The following is a 17,706-nucleotide window of genomic DNA, read 5'->3' as shown; positions in this document are numbered from 1 at the left end:
AAAATATTTACAGAAAAATACTATTTTTGGAAAAAATTGCTATCCCAAATTTAATCTTTATGAAAAAGAATATCCTTTTTTCCGTTTGTTTTTTAATTACATTTTCTCTCTTTTCCCAAGAATACTTGGATCTAATCGCAGAAGGAAATCATACCGTTCAGGAAATTTCTGAAAGTGCTGAAGCGCATTTTGATGAAGTAGGTCGTCAAAGAGGTACTGGTTATAAGCCATTTAAAAGATGGCAGTATTTTGCAGAGCGCGCTATGGATGAAAATGGTATGCTAAAATCACCAGAATTTTATTACAATGAACTCATTAATTATAATGCTAGAATTAATGATGAAGGCGCTTTTTCTAGAACAACTGTTGGTACCTGGGAAGAAATGGGGCCAACTTATTGGAATGCAACTTCTGGTTACAATCCTGGTGTTGGTAGAGTTACGTCAATTGCTGTTGATGAATCTAATTTAGATCATATCATCGCAGGAAGTCAAACAGGCGGTGTTTGGAAGAGTTTGGATGGAGGTTCAACATGGACAGTCTTAACGGATAACTTATCAAATATAGATGTTTATTCGTTGGCCATAGATCCACTGAACAGCAATACTTATTATTGGGGATCAAATGGAGGATCTATCTTCAAATCAACCGATGGAGGAGCAACGTGGTCTTTACATGGTAGTGTTTTTGGTACTGTAAATAGAATATTGATTGATCCAACGAATACATCAAAAATGTATGCTAGTGCACAAAGTGGTGGTTTATTTAAATCTGTAAATGGTGGCACAAGTTGGACATCTATAGCTTCTGGTATATCAACGGGATTTGATTTTCAATTTAAACCTGGTGATACAAATACAATTTATGCATCCGGATCACAATTCTATATTTCAACAAATGGAGGTACAACCTTCAATGCTGGTAACGGTTTTTCTTCAGGAGCAAAAATGATAGGTGTTTCATCAAATGATCCTATGGTAGTCTATGTAGTAGAAGAAGACGGTGGTGTTTTTGGAGGATTATACAAATCAACAGATAGTGGTGCAACGTTTACAGAACTAAGTCATTCTTTCTTCAATTACTTTGGGTATGATTCTAATGGGTTTGATAATTTAGGTCAGGCTCCGAGAGATATGGCGATAACGGTAAATCCAAATGATGTTAATGATGTTCATATAGCCGGAATTAATACTTGGCGATCTACAGATGGTGGAGTTTCATTTAGTATTACATCGCAATGGACACCAGGAGGAGCAAATAGTGAGAATATTGGGTATTGTCATGCAGATGTGGATTTAATGTTTTTTGCAGGCAGTGGAGCAAATACAAAATTATTTGTGGGCTCTGATGGCGGTATATATAGAGCTGATGATCCAACTAATGTGAGTACAAGTTATTACACGGATTTAACAACAGGAATGGGAATTAGACAATTTTACAAAATTGGAATAAGTCAAACGGATCCTGTAATCATAACAGGTGGCTCTCAGGATAATGGATCCTCAGTGTTACGAGCCGATGGCAATTGGTACGATTGGTGGGGAGCTGACGGTATGGAAGGCTTTGTGGATAAAAACAATACAGATATAATGTATGGCACTTCGCAGTTTGGGTCATTTGTTAAGTCCAATAATGGAGGTAATTCGGTTTTTGGTATTTCTCAACCTGATGGTAAAGGTGGGCAAAGCTCTTGGAATTGGATAGTACCTTTTGAGCAAGATCCGTTAGTTCAGAATACAATTTATTGTGCGTTTGATCAAGTATATAAATCCGTCGATGGTGGTAGTAACTGGACCTCTATTTCTCAAAACTTTGGTGCTGATGTTGACCACTTAAAAATTGCCCCTACGGATAGTAATAAGATGTATTTAGCTATTAATGGTACACTGTGGTATACCTCAAATGGTGGAACGAATTGGACACAATCATTTTTATTCCTTGGCGGAAGCCAAAGAATTAATAGTATTGCAGTTCATCCAACAGACGCAGATAAAGTTGCAATAGCAACTAATAATAGTAGCAAGGTTTATGTTAGTACTGATGGAGGAGTAACATTTACAGATATTCCATGGGACCTTCCAAATTTTTCAGCACAGGCTGTGGCTTGGCAAGATAATGGCAAAGATGGATTGTACGTTGGGATGAACTATGGTGTGTATTACACAGATAATGATTTAGGAGATACGTGGATACCATTTAATAATGGTTTGCCAAATGTTAGAATTAACGAGTTAGAAATAAATACTGCAGACAATAAAATATATGCAGCAACTTATGGAAGAGGCTTATGGCGTTCTAATGTTTATGAAGCATCATTAAGTGTAGATGAATTTAAATTAACAGATTTTAGTCTTTATCCAAATCCAGCTAATGACCAAGTGACGTTAAAATGGTCCAAGCCTGAAGATGTAAGTGTTCGAGTATACAATACTTTAGGAAAGCTAGTATTCTATTCAAAAAAGTTGAATATTATCAATGGATACAATGTCGATATTTCAAATTTTGAAAAGGGCATTTACTTTGTAAAATTAAATAGTACTTACGGAGAATTAACCAAAAAACTGGTTATAAATTAAGACTATCTAAAAGCTTAAAAAGTCCAATTATTGTTTTTGATAATTGGACTTTTTTATTTGTCTTCTTGACACTAAAAACAGTAACTTCGCACTTATGGATTTCTCTTCGAAACTTCTTGAAAATGCTGTAAACGAAATGTCTCAATTGCCTGGCATTGGTAAACGTACTGCATTGCGATTGGTTTTGCATATGCTTAGGCAACCAGATACACAAACGTTTCAATTGGCAGAAGCACTTACAAAGGTACGAGCAGAGATTAAGTTCTGTAAATCTTGTCACAACATTAGTGATAAGGAACTCTGTGAAATATGTGATAATCCTAAACGCGATTCAGAGATTATTTGTGTTGTAGAGGATATCCGAGATGTAATGGCTATAGAAAATACTAGCTCCTACAAGGGTTTATATCATGTTTTAGGAGGAAAGATCTCACCTATGGATGGTATAGGGCCTCAAGATTTAAATATTAATTCGTTAGTTGAGAAGGTTAAGGCTGGTAGTGTAAAAGAATTAATATTTGCTATGAGTCCCACTATGGAAGGTGATACAACAAATTTCTATATCTTCAAAAGATTACATGGCTTGGATGTGGCGACATCAACTATCGCTAGAGGAGTTGCTGCAGGAAATGAACTTGAGTATACCGATGAAATAACACTAGGACGAAGTATTATAGATAGAGTGCCTTTTGAGGCATCACTAAAATCCTAAACTACTGTGAAGCTTTCCGTTGTTATTCTTAATTATAATGTACGCTATTTTTTAGAGCTATGTCTTAATAGTGTTCAAAAAGCGCTACGCGATATAGATAGCGAAATTATAGTTGTTGATAATGCATCAAACGATGAAAGCTGTGCGATGGTGCGCGCTCATTTCCCAGAAATTAATCTAATAGAGAACAAAGAAAATCTGGGCTTTTCTAAAGGCAATAATATTGGTGTAGAAGAAGTTAAGGGAGAATATGTATGTATTTTGAATCCAGATACGGTTGTTACTGAAGATACATTTGAGACACTATTAGAATTTTATGAGTCTAAGGACAAAATAGGAATATTAGGGTGTCAACTCATTGATGGTAAAGGGTGTTTTTTACCAGAAAGTAAAAGAAATGTTCCCACTCCAAAAATTGCCTTAAAAAAACTAATAGGTTTAGGCAAAGCTTATTATGCCAATCACCTCGAAAAAAATGAGATTGGCGGAGCTGATATATTTGTTGGTGCTTTTATGTTACTTCGAACCGAATTGTACAAGTCAGTAGGAGGATTTGATGAAGATTATTTTATGTACGGTGAGGATATAGATTTATCCTACAAGATTAAAAAAGCCGGTTTTCAAAACTATTATGTAGGAACCCAGAGCATTATTCATTTTAAAGGTGAAAGCACATTAAAGGATAAAACATATGCAAAGCGATTTTTCGGTGCAATGCAGATTTTTTACAGAAAGCACTTTAAAACTTATTTTGTTATAGACGCATTTGTATGGATTGGACTTAGGCTTGCAAAAATTTTAAGTCGACCATCTGGCGAGGAGAATCAAGTTACTCAAAGCACCTATTTTTTAACTAATCGACCTATCGAGGATTTTAAAGATTATAATAACACACAAGCCTATACCTATACCAATGTTGGTGCACAAATCCCAAATGATACTACAATCGTTTACGATTGTGAGTTTGTAGATTTTAAAACGGTTATTACGGATATTAAAGAACGCTCTAAAAGATCTAAACACCAATACAGATTTTTATTAGGTGATCCTAAATTTGTTATTGGTAGTGATTCTTCAAAGGGAAGGGGAGAAATAAAATTGGCCTAAGACTGTTTTTACAATGCATAAAAACGAACAAAATATCGTTTTTTTTATTAATTTTGCAGTCGATTAGCGAATAAAGACCTACAAATTAAAGATATGGCAAAGTTTGAACTTAAATTACCTAAGATGGGCGAAAGTGTTGCTGAGGCAACAATTACTTCGTGGCTCAAAGATATTGGCGATACCATTGAAGCCGATGAGGCCGTTTTGGAAATTGCTACTGATAAGGTAGATAGTGAGGTGCCAAGCGAGGTAGATGGTGTCTTGGTTGAAAAATTATTCAATGTTGATGATGTCGTACAAGTTGGTCAGACTATTGCGGTTATTGAAATAGAAGGTGAAGGCGATGGAGATACAAGTGCACCTAAGGTAGAAGAAACAGCAAAAGTAGTAGAAGCTCCAGAAGTTGCAGAAGTTGCGCAAACGGTGGAAGTTGCTAAACAAACGGTAGAGCCTGTTGTCTCTAATGGTGATCGATTTTATTCGCCATTAGTAAGAAATATTGCCAAGGAGGAAGGGATCTCTCAAGAAGAATTAGATCGAATTCCTGGTACAGGAAAAGATGGTCGTGTTACAAAAAATGATATTAAAGCCTACGTTGCTAATAGAGACTCTAGTTCAACAGCATCAGTTGAAGTTACGCCTAAGATAGAAAAAGTAGAGGCACCAAAAACAGTTGTTAAGACTGAGACCAAGAAAGAGCAAGATGTTGCAGTTACGGCTAGTGGAGAAGATGAAATTATCGAAATGACTAGAATGGGTAAGCTCATTTCTAAGCATATGGTTGATTCTGTGCAAACATCGGCTCATGTGCAGTCTTTTATTGAAGCTGATGTAACCAATATCTGGAATTGGAGAAAGCAACATAAGGACAGTTTTAAGAAAAGAGAGGGTGAAAACTTAACGTTTACACCAATCTTTATGGAGGCAGTAGCTAAAGCATTACGTGATTATCCAATGATGAATATATCTGTTCAAGGAGACAGTATCATTAAGAAAAAGCATATTAATTTAGGTATGGCCGCAGCATTACCGGATGGGAATCTAATAGTACCAGTAATTAAAGATGCTGACCAGCTGAACCTATTAGGTATGGCGAAAAAAGTTAATGACTTAGCAAATAGAGCCAGATTAGGTGAATTAAAACCAGATGAAATCCAAGACGGTACCTATACAGTTACAAATGTTGGAACTTTCGGTAGTGTTATGGGAACACCAATAATAAATCAACCTCAGGTAGGGATCTTAGCACTAGGTGCAATTAGAAAAGTCCCTGCAGTTATTGAGACACCAGATGGTGATTTTATCGGCATTAGATACAGAATGTTCTTATCACATTCTTATGACCACAGAGTTGTTAATGGTGCTTTAGGTGGCCAATTTGTCCAAGCAGTAAAGAATTATCTTGAGGCTTGGGATATGGATAGAGAAATTTAATTTTACTCAAATATTATATTTAAGAAGAAAGCACAATTATAATGATTGTGCTTTTTATTTTACAAATCCCTCCCAACGACGCATATAGTTAATAAAGGTTTTACTCAAACCTTCATTTTGCAGATAATCTTCAGTAACTGGATTTTTTATAGGCTCAAAATTTGAATCTTCTATAACACGCTTCGGAAAATCATGATGCAAAATTGCTGAACGACCAATGGTTGCAAAATCAACACCTGCATTTAGTATTCGATGGACATTCGCTCCAGTTCTTATATTTCCTGCCACTGTAAGTTTTACGTTTTTATAATCGAGTTCTAGTATGTGTTCAAGGAGACTTTGCTTGCTTTCGGGTAATTCCTCAGGAGTTTTAAAACAATCCCAAAGTGAGAGATCTAAAAAGTCAATATTATAGTCGTTAATTAGTGTTTGACTTACGTCTTTCATTTCGCTCAACTTCATACCAAAGCGCTCAGGCGAAAGCCGAACACCCAATAAAAATTCGCTACCACACTGCTCACGTATGCCTTTTACAATATCAAAAAGTAAACGTGCTCTATTCTCTAGAGATCCTCCATATTTATCAGTCCTTTGATTGATTTTTGAACTTAAGAATTGCGTAAGGATATAACCATGAGCACCATGTACCTCCACACCATCATAACCACATTTTTGTGCTCTAACCGCCGCAGAAATAAAATCTTCTTTTAGTTGCTCCACCTCTTCAAGAAGCAAAGCTCTAGCATTATGTTTTTCACTATCAGATGGACAGACAGCCTTTGTTTTAATGACCTCAAATGGCGAGCGCATTCCAGCATGATGTAATTGAACAACAGCTAAACTTTCAAACGACTTTATTTGCGAAGCCAATTTCTTGTGTCCTTCAATATGTCCATCTGAAAAAATACCAAGTTGCCCACTAAAACCCTTTCCGATTTCCTGAACATGCGAAGCACAAGTCATTGTTAAACCAAACCCACCTTTTGCACGCATTGTTAGCCAATGGTATTCATCGTCAGATAGTTTGCCGTCTTCATGACTTTGCTGATTCGTCAATGGTGCAAGCATAAAACGATTGTTCATCGTTTTACCACAGTTAAAGGTTAAATAAGAAGAAGGTTCAATTGACATAGGCTTAATTTCTTACGAATTTCGACTATTTAATTAATATCCTCAAATTTGATTAGAAACCATTTAGTTTAGCTAATTCGAGTAACTTTGCAAAAAATATTTTGCATGCAGTTGAATTTAAATAAACCGATCTGTTTTTTTGATCTTGAAACTACAGGTATAAACATATCACAAGATAGAATTGTTGAAATTTCTATTCTCAAAGTCTATCCTAATGGTAAAGAGGAGTCTTACACAAAACGTGTTAATCCTACCATACCGATTCCTCCAGAAGTCACGCTTGTCCATGGTATTTCGGATGATGATGTTAAAGATGCACCAACTTTTAAAGAAATAGCCAAAGAGGTACATAATATGATTAAAGATTCTGACTTAGGCGGATTTAATTCAAACCGTTTTGACATACCATTATTAGCAGAGGAAATGCTAAGAGCAGAAGTAGATTTTGATATGAAAAATAGAGTAGCTGTTGATGTTCAGACGATTTATCATAAAATGGAACAGCGTACTTTAAGTGCTGCTTATAAATTCTATTGCGATAAAAATTTGGATGATGCGCACAGTGCAGAAGCCGATACCAAAGCCACTTATGAAGTGTTAAAAGCACAACTTTCAAAATACGATGCACTAGAAAATGACACTAAATTTTTAGCAGAGTTTAGCTCTCGAAAGAAATTTGCAGATTTTGCTGGTTTTCTAATTTACAATAAAGAAGGAGAAGAATGTTTCTCTTTTGGAAAACATAAGGGAAAGCGTGTAGTTGACGTTATGGAGAAAGAACCGGGTTATTTCGGGTGGTTACTCAATGCGGACTTTCCACTTTATACTAAAAAAGTGTTAACCGCAATTAAATTACGCCAGTTTAATAATAAATTAGGCTAGTCTCTTTTATAAAATCGTAGAACTACTACTTCTGTATCTTTCATGAGGGTAATTTTTTTGTTCATTTCATTTTTGAGTTTTGCTCAAGAGCAAGTTGCAAAAGGCGTTGTGTTGGATCAAGTAACGAATTTACCCATTCCTTATGTTAATATTTCTATCCTAGATTCCACGGTAGGAACCTCTAGTGATGAGGATGGAAGTTATAATCTCAGGATTAAGGAAAAGAACCTAAAAAAGCGAGTGAAGTTAACCTCATTAGGATATGAAAATCATGAAATACCAGTTTCATCATTATTAAAGTCTCAAAATATCTTTTTGAAGCCTAAAACTGAGACGTTAGAGGAAGTTGTAATTGCTGATAAATTCGAGGAGAAGCTTAAAATAGTTAATAAAATAGAGGATTCAGATTTATGTCATGGTTATGGCTCTATCGCTGAAAATCCATGGATTATGGCTTTATATTTTCCTTACCTAGATGCTTATGATGAAACACAATATTTGAAATCAATCAAGTTTCATTTTGGAAATTTTAAAAACAAAAAGGCTAAGTTTAGAGTACGGTTATTCACCATTGGAACAGATAGCCTTCCAGATAAAGACCTGTTGAAAGAAAATGTCATTGTGAAGTTAAAAAAGAAACAAAAAGAAACAGAAATCAATATTTCTGATTATGATATTCTTTTTCCTTCGGAAGGGTTTTACATAGCTTTCGAATGGTTGTATATTCCTTATAATGCTGAGGAAGTCACATTTCATTTTACAGATAAAAACAAGAAGAAAGAAAAAAGAATGAAGTACTCTCCAACACTTTCAGCGACTTGTGCAAAGGAGGGAGACTTTGTAGTTGCATCGTATATTTCTGGTGAATGGCGTTTTTATGTAGCTAAAACTTCTAACAACGAATACAGAGCAATACCTGCTATATCACTAACTTTGTCCAATTGAATAAATTGTAATTATGAAACTTATCTGCATAGGACGTAATTATACGGAACATATAAAAGAACTAGAAAATGAAAAACCTACTGATCCAGTAGTGTTTTTAAAGCCTGATACTGCTATCCTTCTTAAAAAGATGCCTTTTTTTATACCAGATTTTTCTGATGAGGTGCATCATGAGGTTGAGGTCTTGGTTAAAATTAAAAAAGTGGGTAAGTTCATTGATCAAAAGTTTGCGCATAAGTACTATGATGAGATTGGCTTGGGTATTGATTTTACTGCAAGAGATTTACAAGCCAAACTCAAAGCCAAAGGCCTGCCATGGGAAAAAGCAAAGGCATTTGATGGTGCTGCTGTGATTGGTAAGTGGTTGTCAAAAACGCAGTTTGATACCGTGGATAATATTAATTTTGAATTAAAGCGAAATGGTGAGACCGTTCAGTCTGGGAATACGGAGCTCATGTTATGGAAAATTGATGAGCTTATCGCTCACGTTTCAAAATTTTTCACCTTAAAAATTGGTGATATAATCTTTACAGGTACTCCAGCTGGAGTTGGTAAGGTTTTTGCAAATGATGAATTAAAAGGATATATTGAGGACCAAGAAATGTTTTCAATCAAAATAAAATAGATGCCAGAACATTATAAATTAGATCGCGTACGAGAAATGGCTGATAACGATGAGGATTTCGTTATGGCTTTAGCCGCAGCCTTTATTGATGAAGTACCAGTTGATGCTGACAGATTGCGTAAGGCCGTGCCAGAAAATGATTATTATGAAGCTTATCAAGCGGCACATAAAATGAAACCAACTTTAGAATTATTTGGCTTAACAGCTTATCATGCTCTAATAGAAGTGCAAGATTGGGGAAAATATGAGCAATCAGATAAAGATATTTCCGCTCAATTAGAAAAAGTACTTGATGGTGTGGAAAAGGCCACTGAAGAAATTAAATCAGACTTCGATCTTTAAATTATTTTATACCTAAGACTTTTTTAGACATATGCATAGTAACAAGCATATGAGGTAAGTCTACAGTTTCCGCAATTTTGAGATCACCTGCAAGAGAGCAAAGCGCATAGGCCTCATTCTCACCCATCTGATGTTCTCGCATTAAGTAGTCTACCATGTATAAGGTTGCTTTTTTAGCTGCGATATCTAATGTCGTTCCATAACCTGTGGTGGCATAGTATTCTTCCGTTTCGTACTGTGGTTCTTTAATTGTTTTGTTTTTAATTAATTCGATTTCATAGATTATGCGTAATGGAACTTCTATGGCAGTGCCACATACTTCACCAAGTCCTTGCACGGCATGACCATCACCAATGGAAAATAAACCACCTTCAACAAAAACAGGGAAATAAACAGAGGTACCTTCAGTCATATTTGGATCATCCATATTACCACCATTTGCTCTAGGAGGGATTGTACTGAGTAATTCTGTAGTTTCTGGTGCAACTCCCATTACGCCTGGAAATGGGCTTAGTTTAAGTTGAATGGAGTCATTAAAATGGACCTTGTCTTTATTCTCTTTAAGATCATAGATTCGAAGATATTCCCCTTTAATAGAATCTGCTACGAAACTAAAACCAGGAACAATAGCATTCCAGCCCCAATCACCAACTTCTATATCGTGTAAGGTGATTTTTAAAACATCACCTGGTTTTGCATCTTCAACAAAGACAGGACCTGTTAAAGGATGTATAGGTTCAAAGTTTAAATTTTTAAGATCTTCTATTGTTGAGCTTAGATTAAACTGTTCGTCACTGGCATCTTCTGTATAGGCCTCAATAATAGCGCCTGATTTAACGGTGAGAATAGGAGCAATAGTACTGCTAAATTTATTATGGGTTTGATCTTTAGTTAAGGTGTATTCTGGTTTTCTTTCTTCATCTTCAGAAGGCGCTGAAACAGAGTTTACAGGCATTTGATTATTACATTGATAAAGTAAAGTACATAGAAGGATGTAGCAGAGAATCTGGAAAGTGAATTTAAGTGACATGGATGGTTTATTATTTTATTAAAGGTTGTTTAAAATTAATGAATTAACATTTTAATAGCCTTACCTTTGCCAATATCATTAAAGTACTTAAATATTGACTGCAGAAATAATCACTATTGGCGATGAAATACTCATAGGCCAAACTGTTGATACGAATTCGACATTTATTGGCAAGGCATTTAATAAAATAGGGATTTCTATTTTCCAGATTACATCAGTTCAAGATGATAAAGCCCATATCTTAAAGTCCTTAAAAGAAGCTGAAGAAAATGCTGATATAATTATAATGACTGGAGGATTAGGCCCTACAAAAGATGATATCACAAAGTTGACCTTATGTGAATATTTTGATGATAAATTAGTTGAAAATAAAGCAGTGCTTCAAAACGTAGAATATCTATTTTCAAAATACATCAAAACACCAATTTCTGAGATCAATAGGCATCAAGCTTTAGTACCCTCTAAATGTAAAGTTCTAATGAATAAGTTTGGAACTGCTCCTGGTATGTGGATGGAAAAGAATGGAAAGGTATTTGTTTCTCTACCAGGTGTTCCTTATGAAATGAAGGCTTTAATAAATAATGAGGTAATTCCATTATTAAGAGAAGCCTATAATTTTCCTTACATAAAACACACGACATTATTGACCTATGGACTTGGAGAAAGTGCTATAGCAAGTAGAATTGAACATTTTGAGGATAACCTACCAGATTTTATTAAGCTCGCTTATTTACCAAGCTTAGGGCGTGTAAGATTACGCTTGTCGGCTAAGGCTATGGATAAAAATATGGTCGATGAAGCGATGGATGAGCAAGTAAAAAAACTCATCCCACTGGTTGAAGATATATTTGTTGGATTTGAAGACGACACAACCATAGAGCAAATTATTGGATCACGTTTGGTTGATTTGGGTAAAACCCTATCGATAGCCGAAAGTTGCACTGGTGGTAGAATTGCTCAAGCTTTTACAGCTAACGCAGGCGCCTCAAAGTACTTTAAAGGGAGTATAGTGAGTTACGCAACTGAATCAAAAGTCAATGTTCTTAAGCTTAACGAAAGCATCATTGTCGAAAATTCAGTGGTTAGCCAAGAAGTAGCTGAGTCTATGGCGAAAAATGTAAGACAACTATTCAATGCCGATTATGGTTTAAGTACCACAGGTAATGCTGGCCCTACAAAAGGTGATTCGGACGTGGAAGTGGGTACGGTATGGATCGCTATTGCAACAGAAGATGAGGTCATTTCAGAAGTTTTTAATTTCAGTAATCATCGTGAGAAAGTAATTATGAAAGCTACGAATAAGGCCTTTGAAATGCTACACAAAGAAATTTCAAAAAAGTAACACTTTATGTTTGTCGAAACGTAAAGATTTACTAAATTTGCACCCTGTTAAAAATTAACGTACCTAAAGAAAGAATACAATGTCAAGAGTTTGTGAACTTACTGGGAAAAAAGCAATGGTTGGGAACAATGTATCTCACGCCATGAATAAAACAAAGCGCAAGTTTAACGCAAACTTGATTAAGAAGCGTTTTTACATCCCTGAAGAGGATAAGTGGGTAACACTAAAAGTTTCTACATCAGCACTAAAAACTATCAACAAAATAGGTATTTCAGCTGCGATAAAAGAAGCAAGAGCAAAAGGTTTTTATAAATAATAACGAACGCTAAAGTCAAATACCATGGCAAAGAAAGGAAATAGAATACAAGTAATCTTAGAGTGCACAGAGCACAAAGCTTCTGGTATGCCAGGAACTTCAAGATATATTACAACAAAAAATAAAAAGAATACGCCAGACAGAATGGAGATTAAAAAATTTAATCCAATTCTTAAGCGTATGACAGTTCACAAAGAGATAAAATAATTGAATCATGGCAAAGAAATCAGTAGCAACATTACAGACAGGATCTAAGCGTTTGACAAAGGCTATTAAAATGGTAAAGTCACCAAAAACAGGAGCATATATGTTCGTAGAATCGGTGATGTCACCAGAACTTGTCAATGACTTTTTAAATAAAAAATAATTCGTTATTAACGAAATAGATGTTGAAAACTGCTTTCATTTGAAAGCAGTTTTTTTATGTCTATATTTGATCAAATTCTGACAACTTTTCATGTAAAAAACAAAGGCAAGGTTGTTGCTATAAATACTGCAAACAAACATTTAATGGGCTTTTTTAAAAATATATTTTCTTCAGAAAAAAAGGAAACACTAGATAAGGGATTAGAGAAATCTAAAACTTCTTTTTTTACCAAATTAAACAAAGCTGTTGCTGGAAAATCGAAAGTAGATGATGACGTTTTAGATAACCTAGAAGAGGTCTTGGTTACAAGTGATGTGGGTGTGAATACTACACTTAAAGTTATTGAACGCATAGAAGAACGTGTTTCTAGAGATAAATATTTAGGGACTTCTGAATTAAATCAAATACTAAGAGAGGAAATAGCAGCCTTATTATCCGAAACTAATGTTGGTGAAGCAACCGAATTTACAGTTCCTAGCGATAAACGACCTCATGTAATCATGGTTGTTGGAGTAAATGGAGTTGGTAAAACCACTACAATAGGCAAATTAGCTTATCAATTTAAAAAGCAAGGTCTTAAGGTTGTTTTAGGTGCTGCAGATACCTTTAGAGCTGCGGCTATAGATCAATTACAGGTATGGGCGGACAGAGTCGATGTTCCAATTGTAAAGCAGCAAATGGGTAGTGACCCAGCATCTGTTGCTTTTGATACTCTGCAAAGTGCAGTTAATCAAGATGCAGATGTTGTAATTATTGATACGGCTGGTCGTCTTCATAATAAAGTTAACCTAATGAACGAGCTCACCAAAGTGAAGCGTGTTATGCAAAAAGTTGTTGGTGAGGCTCCACATGATGTTCTTTTGGTTTTGGATGGCTCTACTGGTCAGAATGCTTTCGAGCAAGCCAAGCAGTTTACAGCTGCTACGGAAGTAACATCATTAGCAGTGACAAAATTAGATGGTACAGCAAAAGGTGGTGTTGTAATTGGGATAAGTGATCAATTTAAAGTGCCTGTAAAATACATTGGTGTTGGTGAAGGTATCGAAGATTTACAGGTGTTTAACAAGTACGAATTTGTAGATTCATTCTTTAAATAAGTCTATCTTTTTTCTTTTTTACCACTAATAAGTCCAAAGTTTGTCTTGCACTCCTTTCACAATTCTATTTGTCTGAATGGACTTCTTAGTTATTTGTATTTCAAAGATTTTAGAATCTAGTTTTCTAAGCTGAATTTCTTATTTTTATAAATGTCATTTAGATATTTAACAAAGTCAATTTATTAGCTTTTTTTATCTAAAAATTAGTAACCTTTATTCCAATCTAGTTGTGCAAAAGTTATTTTTATTATTTTTTATTTTTCTATGTTTTAGCTTTTGTCAGGGACAAAGTGTTGTTAATACTCCAAGCCAATATGAAAGCACATGGAGATTAAAACAAATCATTAGAGATCGCTTAAATAGAGACGAGAAAGCAAACCCTATTTCCTTTGAAGATATCAAAGGAAGCCCATATTTAACTCAAAATTTTGAAACAGCTCAGCTTATTATAAATGATAGTATTTATGGTAGTTTTCCAATGCGATACAATATTTATAATGATGAGATTCAAATAATGGATCCCAATGTAGCTCAACTTAATAATTCTAATAATGAAGAGTTTGACGCCCTATTAAAACTAAATGGAACCATCGTTAAATTTAAAGATGCTACTTTATTACTAAATGATTTAGCCGGTTTAGAGAAATACTCAAACACTTACATTATGCAGTTGTTTGAAGGAAAGAAGTTTTCATTATATCAAAAGAAAACGTGTAAACTAACACCTGCTGAAAAAGCAGCCTCTCCAAATCAGTCTGATAGAGCAGCAAAATTCAATATTTACGATGCCTACTATTTGTATAATCATAATAAAAAGGAAGGGTTTGAACTTTCCTTAAAAAAGAAAGACCTGAAGTTGGATTTCCAAAATGATTTTGAAGCGGTTTATACCTTTATAAAAAAAGAAAAAGTAAAGAAAAAAAGTCCTGAGTCGTTATTGGTCTTTCTAGAGTTTCTTAATAATTTAAATTAGTTGTTATGCCAAGAATAATTACCTTATTGTTAGTCTTATGTTTTGTAGTCTCCTGTGAGGAAGAATCGAATAATACCAAAGTAAAGGATGATGTAAAACTTGGATCCGATTCTACTGAAACCGTTGAGAAAGATACAACTGGTTTAGAAGCAATTTCTACAAAGGATTTTACTGAATTTTTAGTTTTAGATTCTAAAAATTTGACAAAGGATGAAATTTGGAATGCTATTAATCCAAAGTTGGAAGATTTTAGTGAGCAAGACTATGAGCGTCTAAAATCTCTAATCATCGAACAAGATATTCCTAGTCTTCAGCAAAATATTGCTGAGGGGAAATTCACTTATGAAGAATTAACTAAATTTTACTTATACAGAATTAGAAAGTATGATCGAGAAAACCCACTGGCTTTAAATTCTGTGATTTCAATAGATCCTAATGCTATTGATATTGCTATAAAACGAGATAAAGATAAAAGTGATGATACGCACGCCATTTATGGAATGCCAATTTTACTTAAGGATAACATCAATGCATCAGGTATGGCAACTACTGCTGGTGCTGTAGCATTAAAGGATAATTTTACTAATGATGCGTTTATAGTTGAAAAATTAAAGTCTAAAGGGGCCATTATTCTCGGTAAAGCAAATCTGAGTGAATGGGCTTACTTTTTTTGTGGTGATTGTCCTAGTGGTTATAGTGCTATGGGTGGACAAACTCTAAACCCTTATAAGCCAAGAGTTTTTGATACAGGAGGTTCTAGCTCAGGTAGTGGTGTTGCTGTGTCTGCTAATTTTGCGGCTGCCACGTTGGGAAGTGAAACTTCAGGGTCCATTTTATCGCCAGCAAGTCAAAATTCGGCTGTTGGACTTAAACCAACTATAGGTTTGGTAAGTCGTTCTGGTATTGTGCCTATTTCTTCCACACTTGATACCGCTGGTCCAATTACACGCACAGTTATCGATAACGCCATAGTTTTAGATGCTATTTTTGGAGAAGATGAAGAAGATGGTAAGTCATTTATGATGATGTGGGAGTCTGGATTCTATACAAAAGATCTTGCAAACGCTACCTTATCAGGAAAGCGATTCGGTGCGCCAAAACGACTATTGGAAGACAGTTTATATGTACAAGCAATTCAGGTATTAAAGGAGCAAGGTGCTGAAATTATTGAGATTGAGGAAGAAAAATTAGGCTTGCCCAATTTTTTACGCCTTTTAAATCTAGATATGAAGAAAGACCTACCAAATTATATGGAGCGCTTTGCTAATAAGGACATTAAATTGAGAACAGTAAGTGATATGATGGCATTTAACCTACAGGATTCTTTAAATTATATGCCTTATGGTCAAAATTTATTTAAAGGGATCGCTGCTGATGAAGGTGATGAAGCGTTTTTAGAGCGTATTATAGATACACTTCACAATAATGGTAAACGCTATTTTGATATCCCAATGTCTAAGCATGAATTGGATGGATTTTTATCTATCAATAATTATCATGCTGGTTTTGCTGCAGTAGCTGAGTACCCTGCTTTAACGGTTCCGATGGGATATAACAAAGAAGGTAAACCTTTGGGATTAACATTTATTGCAAAACGTCTTCAAGAAAAATTATTGTTGGAGTGGGCCTATGTGTACGAACAAGCATCAAAAGCAAGAGTCGCACCAGTAAACTACAACTAATTTATAAGCATATTAATGCGCAACCATAATTGGTCATCAAAATCAGAAAGAGCAAAATTTTCGTTATCCGCAGCTTCACCCATTCTAATTACGACCAGATTTTCACTTGGTACAATGTAAATTTTTTGGTCGTTCTTCCCTAAGGCGCAATACATGTCATTAGGAGCATTAGGAATCAATGAACCACTAAAAATATTTTGTGATTGAGGTAACATAAAAGTTGTTTTACCATTGAGCCACCACATGTAACCATAGGCTTCGTTGAGACCTTGGGAGGTGTTTATGGCTTCGTTTAAGAAAGATTCAGGTAATACTTGTTGATTATTCCATGTGCCATTTGCGTAAATTAACAGCCCAAACCTTGCCATACTTCTTGTTGTACTCCAATACACATTAAAATCCCCAGAAGGAAGCCATGCACCACTCATACCTATTGGATTTTTTAATCGATCATTAAAATAGTCGACAAAACTCATATTACTGGCACTGGCAACAACATCTTGCAGTTTAACATAAACGTTATGATAAGCCCATCGGGAGCCAGCATCTGCCACATATTGCAAATTTTCTGGTAAAACACTATCACCAATACTGTCATCTAATCCAGAATCCATACTTAATAAGTTCTTAGGTGTAATTAGATTTTCCTTTTCTAATGGTGCACTGGTCCATCCAGTTCCAAGATAATTCGAAACGCGATCGTCAATATTTAAAAGGCCTTCGTCTTCTGCAATTCCGGTAACTGCGGTAGTTAGTGTTTTACCCGCACTTGCCCAATACCAAGGTGATGTATTGGTGTGCCCATTTAAATAAGATTCTACCACAATTTTACCATTGTGAAGAATAATAAAACCTTTGGTGTTTTTATCTGTTAAATAATTGAGCAGTGGTTGCAGCTGGTCGGTGTTCCAACCTAGTTCTGCAATTGTTTTTGTATCCCATGTATTGGAGTTTAATGACGGAAAGTAAAGCGCTTCATCATTTGGTAATTCATTTGGGTCATTTTGATTTTGCTCTACATCTCCAGAGTTACTATCTGTGGTGCAACTATATAAATTATTTAAGCAAATAATAAAAAGTAACACCTTTATAGACTTCATAATTTGGGTTTTGCATTTAGACTATCAAATATATAAAAGGTTTAA

18 protein-coding genes are annotated in these 17,706 nt (G+C 35.0%); 15 read left to right on the top strand and 3 right to left on the bottom strand.

Annotated elements, in window-relative coordinates:
* Positions 1–59: 59 nt before the first annotated feature.
* The 4 genes from ACRHOC_RS09510 to ACRHOC_RS09495 all read left to right on the top strand — a co-directional run bounded on the left by ACRHOC_RS09510 (position 60) and on the right by ACRHOC_RS09495 (position 5,829).
* A complete protein-coding gene (locus ACRHOC_RS09510) occupies positions 60–2,576 on the top strand; it encodes a VPS10 domain-containing protein (protein WP_431158397.1) in 2,517 nt (838 codons plus the stop codon).
* A 94-nt stretch (positions 2,577–2,670) separates the two neighbouring features.
* Positions 2,671–3,288 carry a recombination mediator RecR gene (gene recR, locus ACRHOC_RS09505; protein WP_431158396.1) on the top strand — a complete coding sequence of 206 codons (618 nt, stop codon included), beginning with the start codon at positions 2,671–2,673 and terminating at the stop codon, positions 3,286–3,288.
* Between the two features lie 6 nt (positions 3,289–3,294).
* Positions 3,295–4,395, top strand: a complete 1,101-nt coding sequence (locus tag ACRHOC_RS09500; protein ID WP_431158395.1) for a glycosyltransferase family 2 protein — start codon at positions 3,295–3,297, stop codon at positions 4,393–4,395.
* A gap of 93 nt (positions 4,396–4,488) precedes the next feature.
* Positions 4,489–5,829, top strand: a complete 1,341-nt coding sequence (locus tag ACRHOC_RS09495) for a dihydrolipoamide acetyltransferase family protein (RefSeq protein WP_431158394.1) — start codon at positions 4,489–4,491, stop codon at positions 5,827–5,829.
* A gap of 54 nt (positions 5,830–5,883) precedes the next feature.
* Here the strand turns inward: ACRHOC_RS09495 and ACRHOC_RS09490 are convergent, their stop codons facing one another.
* The gene (locus tag ACRHOC_RS09490) at positions 5,884–6,960 is read right to left on the bottom strand and encodes an NADH:flavin oxidoreductase (protein ID WP_431158393.1); all 1,077 of its coding nucleotides are present in this window, start codon (positions 6,958–6,960) and stop codon (positions 5,884–5,886) included.
* Positions 6,961–7,065: 105 nt separating this feature from the next.
* Here ACRHOC_RS09490 and ACRHOC_RS09485 point away from each other — a divergent pair, with 105 nt between their 5' ends.
* Genes ACRHOC_RS09485 through ACRHOC_RS09470 form a run of 4 tightly spaced genes read left to right on the top strand, consistent with a single transcriptional unit; the run spans position 7,066 to position 9,754 of the window.
* The gene (locus tag ACRHOC_RS09485; protein ID WP_431158392.1) at positions 7,066–7,842 is read left to right on the top strand and encodes an exonuclease domain-containing protein; all 777 of its coding nucleotides are present in this window, start codon (positions 7,066–7,068) and stop codon (positions 7,840–7,842) included.
* 42 nt (positions 7,843–7,884) lie between these two features.
* Positions 7,885–8,787 carry a carboxypeptidase-like regulatory domain-containing protein gene (locus ACRHOC_RS09480; RefSeq protein ID WP_431158391.1) on the top strand — a complete coding sequence of 301 codons (903 nt, stop codon included), beginning with the start codon at positions 7,885–7,887 and terminating at the stop codon, positions 8,785–8,787.
* 13 nt (positions 8,788–8,800) lie between these two features.
* Positions 8,801–9,412 (top strand): fumarylacetoacetate hydrolase family protein, encoded by a 612-nt coding sequence (locus ACRHOC_RS09475; protein ID WP_431158390.1) that lies wholly within the window; start codon positions 8,801–8,803, stop codon positions 9,410–9,412.
* Positions 9,413–9,754, top strand: coding sequence for an Hpt domain-containing protein (locus ACRHOC_RS09470; protein WP_431158389.1), 342 nt, complete (start codon positions 9,413–9,415; stop codon positions 9,752–9,754).
* 1 nt (position 9,755) lies between these two features.
* Here the strand turns inward: ACRHOC_RS09470 and ACRHOC_RS09465 are convergent, their stop codons facing one another.
* The gene (locus tag ACRHOC_RS09465; RefSeq protein WP_431158388.1) at positions 9,756–10,784 is read right to left on the bottom strand and encodes an acetamidase/formamidase family protein; all 1,029 of its coding nucleotides are present in this window, start codon (positions 10,782–10,784) and stop codon (positions 9,756–9,758) included.
* Between the two features lie 94 nt (positions 10,785–10,878).
* Here ACRHOC_RS09465 and ACRHOC_RS09460 point away from each other — a divergent pair, with 94 nt between their 5' ends.
* From ACRHOC_RS09460 to ACRHOC_RS09430, 7 genes are all read left to right on the top strand, one after another.
* Positions 10,879–12,126: a competence/damage-inducible protein A gene (locus tag ACRHOC_RS09460; RefSeq protein ID WP_431158387.1), complete on the top strand. Its 1,248-nt coding sequence runs from the start codon at positions 10,879–10,881 to the stop codon at positions 12,124–12,126.
* Between the two features lie 79 nt (positions 12,127–12,205).
* The gene (gene rpmB / locus ACRHOC_RS09455; RefSeq protein ID WP_111683792.1) at positions 12,206–12,442 is read left to right on the top strand and encodes a 50S ribosomal protein L28; all 237 of its coding nucleotides are present in this window, start codon (positions 12,206–12,208) and stop codon (positions 12,440–12,442) included.
* A gap of 24 nt (positions 12,443–12,466) precedes the next feature.
* Positions 12,467–12,649 carry a 50S ribosomal protein L33 gene (gene rpmG / locus ACRHOC_RS09450; RefSeq protein ID WP_076616981.1) on the top strand — a complete coding sequence of 61 codons (183 nt, stop codon included), beginning with the start codon at positions 12,467–12,469 and terminating at the stop codon, positions 12,647–12,649.
* A gap of 7 nt (positions 12,650–12,656) precedes the next feature.
* Positions 12,657–12,809 carry a DUF4295 domain-containing protein gene (locus ACRHOC_RS09445; RefSeq protein WP_411895398.1) on the top strand — a complete coding sequence of 51 codons (153 nt, stop codon included), beginning with the start codon at positions 12,657–12,659 and terminating at the stop codon, positions 12,807–12,809.
* A gap of 143 nt (positions 12,810–12,952) precedes the next feature.
* A complete protein-coding gene (ftsY, locus tag ACRHOC_RS09440; RefSeq protein WP_431158437.1) occupies positions 12,953–13,906 on the top strand; it encodes a signal recognition particle-docking protein FtsY in 954 nt (317 codons plus the stop codon).
* A gap of 229 nt (positions 13,907–14,135) precedes the next feature.
* A complete protein-coding gene (locus ACRHOC_RS09435; RefSeq protein ID WP_431158386.1) occupies positions 14,136–14,879 on the top strand; it encodes a hypothetical protein in 744 nt (247 codons plus the stop codon).
* A gap of 5 nt (positions 14,880–14,884) precedes the next feature.
* Positions 14,885–16,561, top strand: coding sequence for an amidase family protein (locus ACRHOC_RS09430; protein ID WP_431158385.1), 1,677 nt, complete (start codon positions 14,885–14,887; stop codon positions 16,559–16,561).
* On the opposite strand, the gene ACRHOC_RS09425 is transcribed toward ACRHOC_RS09430, so the two are convergent.
* Entirely contained in the window at positions 16,558–17,661 is a 1,104-nt protein-coding gene (locus ACRHOC_RS09425) for a serine hydrolase domain-containing protein (RefSeq protein ID WP_431158384.1), read from the bottom strand. The two genes, ACRHOC_RS09430 and ACRHOC_RS09425, sit on opposite strands and share 4 nt — an antisense overlap.
* Between the last annotated feature and the right edge of the window lie 45 nt (positions 17,662–17,706).

Source organism: Winogradskyella poriferorum (assembly GCF_050618035.1).
Taxonomy (GTDB): Bacteria; Bacteroidota; Bacteroidia; order Flavobacteriales; family Flavobacteriaceae; genus Winogradskyella; species Winogradskyella poriferorum_A.
This window is presented reverse-complemented; position numbering and strand designations above follow the sequence as displayed.

Coding starts and splice junctions, on each gene's coding strand:
- ACRHOC_RS09495 (WP_431158394.1), top strand. CDS start 4,489: ATGGCAAAGTTTGAACTTAAATTACCTAAGATGGGCGAAAGTGTTGCT.
- ACRHOC_RS09445 (WP_411895398.1), top strand. CDS start 12,657: ATGGCAAAGAAATCAGTAGCAACATTACAGACAGGATCTAAGCGTTTG.
- recR (WP_431158396.1), top strand. CDS start 2,671: ATGGATTTCTCTTCGAAACTTCTTGAAAATGCTGTAAACGAAATGTCT.
- ACRHOC_RS09425 (WP_431158384.1), bottom strand. CDS start 17,661: ATGAAGTCTATAAAGGTGTTACTTTTTATTATTTGCTTAAATAATTTA.
- ACRHOC_RS09430 (WP_431158385.1), top strand. CDS start 14,885: ATGCCAAGAATAATTACCTTATTGTTAGTCTTATGTTTTGTAGTCTCC.
- ACRHOC_RS09475 (WP_431158390.1), top strand. CDS start 8,801: ATGAAACTTATCTGCATAGGACGTAATTATACGGAACATATAAAAGAA.
- ftsY (WP_431158437.1), top strand. CDS start 12,953: ATGGGCTTTTTTAAAAATATATTTTCTTCAGAAAAAAAGGAAACACTA.
- ACRHOC_RS09470 (WP_431158389.1), top strand. CDS start 9,413: ATGCCAGAACATTATAAATTAGATCGCGTACGAGAAATGGCTGATAAC.
- ACRHOC_RS09490 (WP_431158393.1), bottom strand. CDS start 6,960: ATGTCAATTGAACCTTCTTCTTATTTAACCTTTAACTGTGGTAAAACG.
- ACRHOC_RS09510 (WP_431158397.1), top strand. CDS start 60: ATGAAAAAGAATATCCTTTTTTCCGTTTGTTTTTTAATTACATTTTCT.
- ACRHOC_RS09485 (WP_431158392.1), top strand. CDS start 7,066: ATGCAGTTGAATTTAAATAAACCGATCTGTTTTTTTGATCTTGAAACT.
- ACRHOC_RS09465 (WP_431158388.1), bottom strand. CDS start 10,784: ATGTCACTTAAATTCACTTTCCAGATTCTCTGCTACATCCTTCTATGT.
- ACRHOC_RS09480 (WP_431158391.1), top strand. CDS start 7,885: ATGAGGGTAATTTTTTTGTTCATTTCATTTTTGAGTTTTGCTCAAGAG.
- rpmG (WP_076616981.1), top strand. CDS start 12,467: ATGGCAAAGAAAGGAAATAGAATACAAGTAATCTTAGAGTGCACAGAG.
- rpmB (WP_111683792.1), top strand. CDS start 12,206: ATGTCAAGAGTTTGTGAACTTACTGGGAAAAAAGCAATGGTTGGGAAC.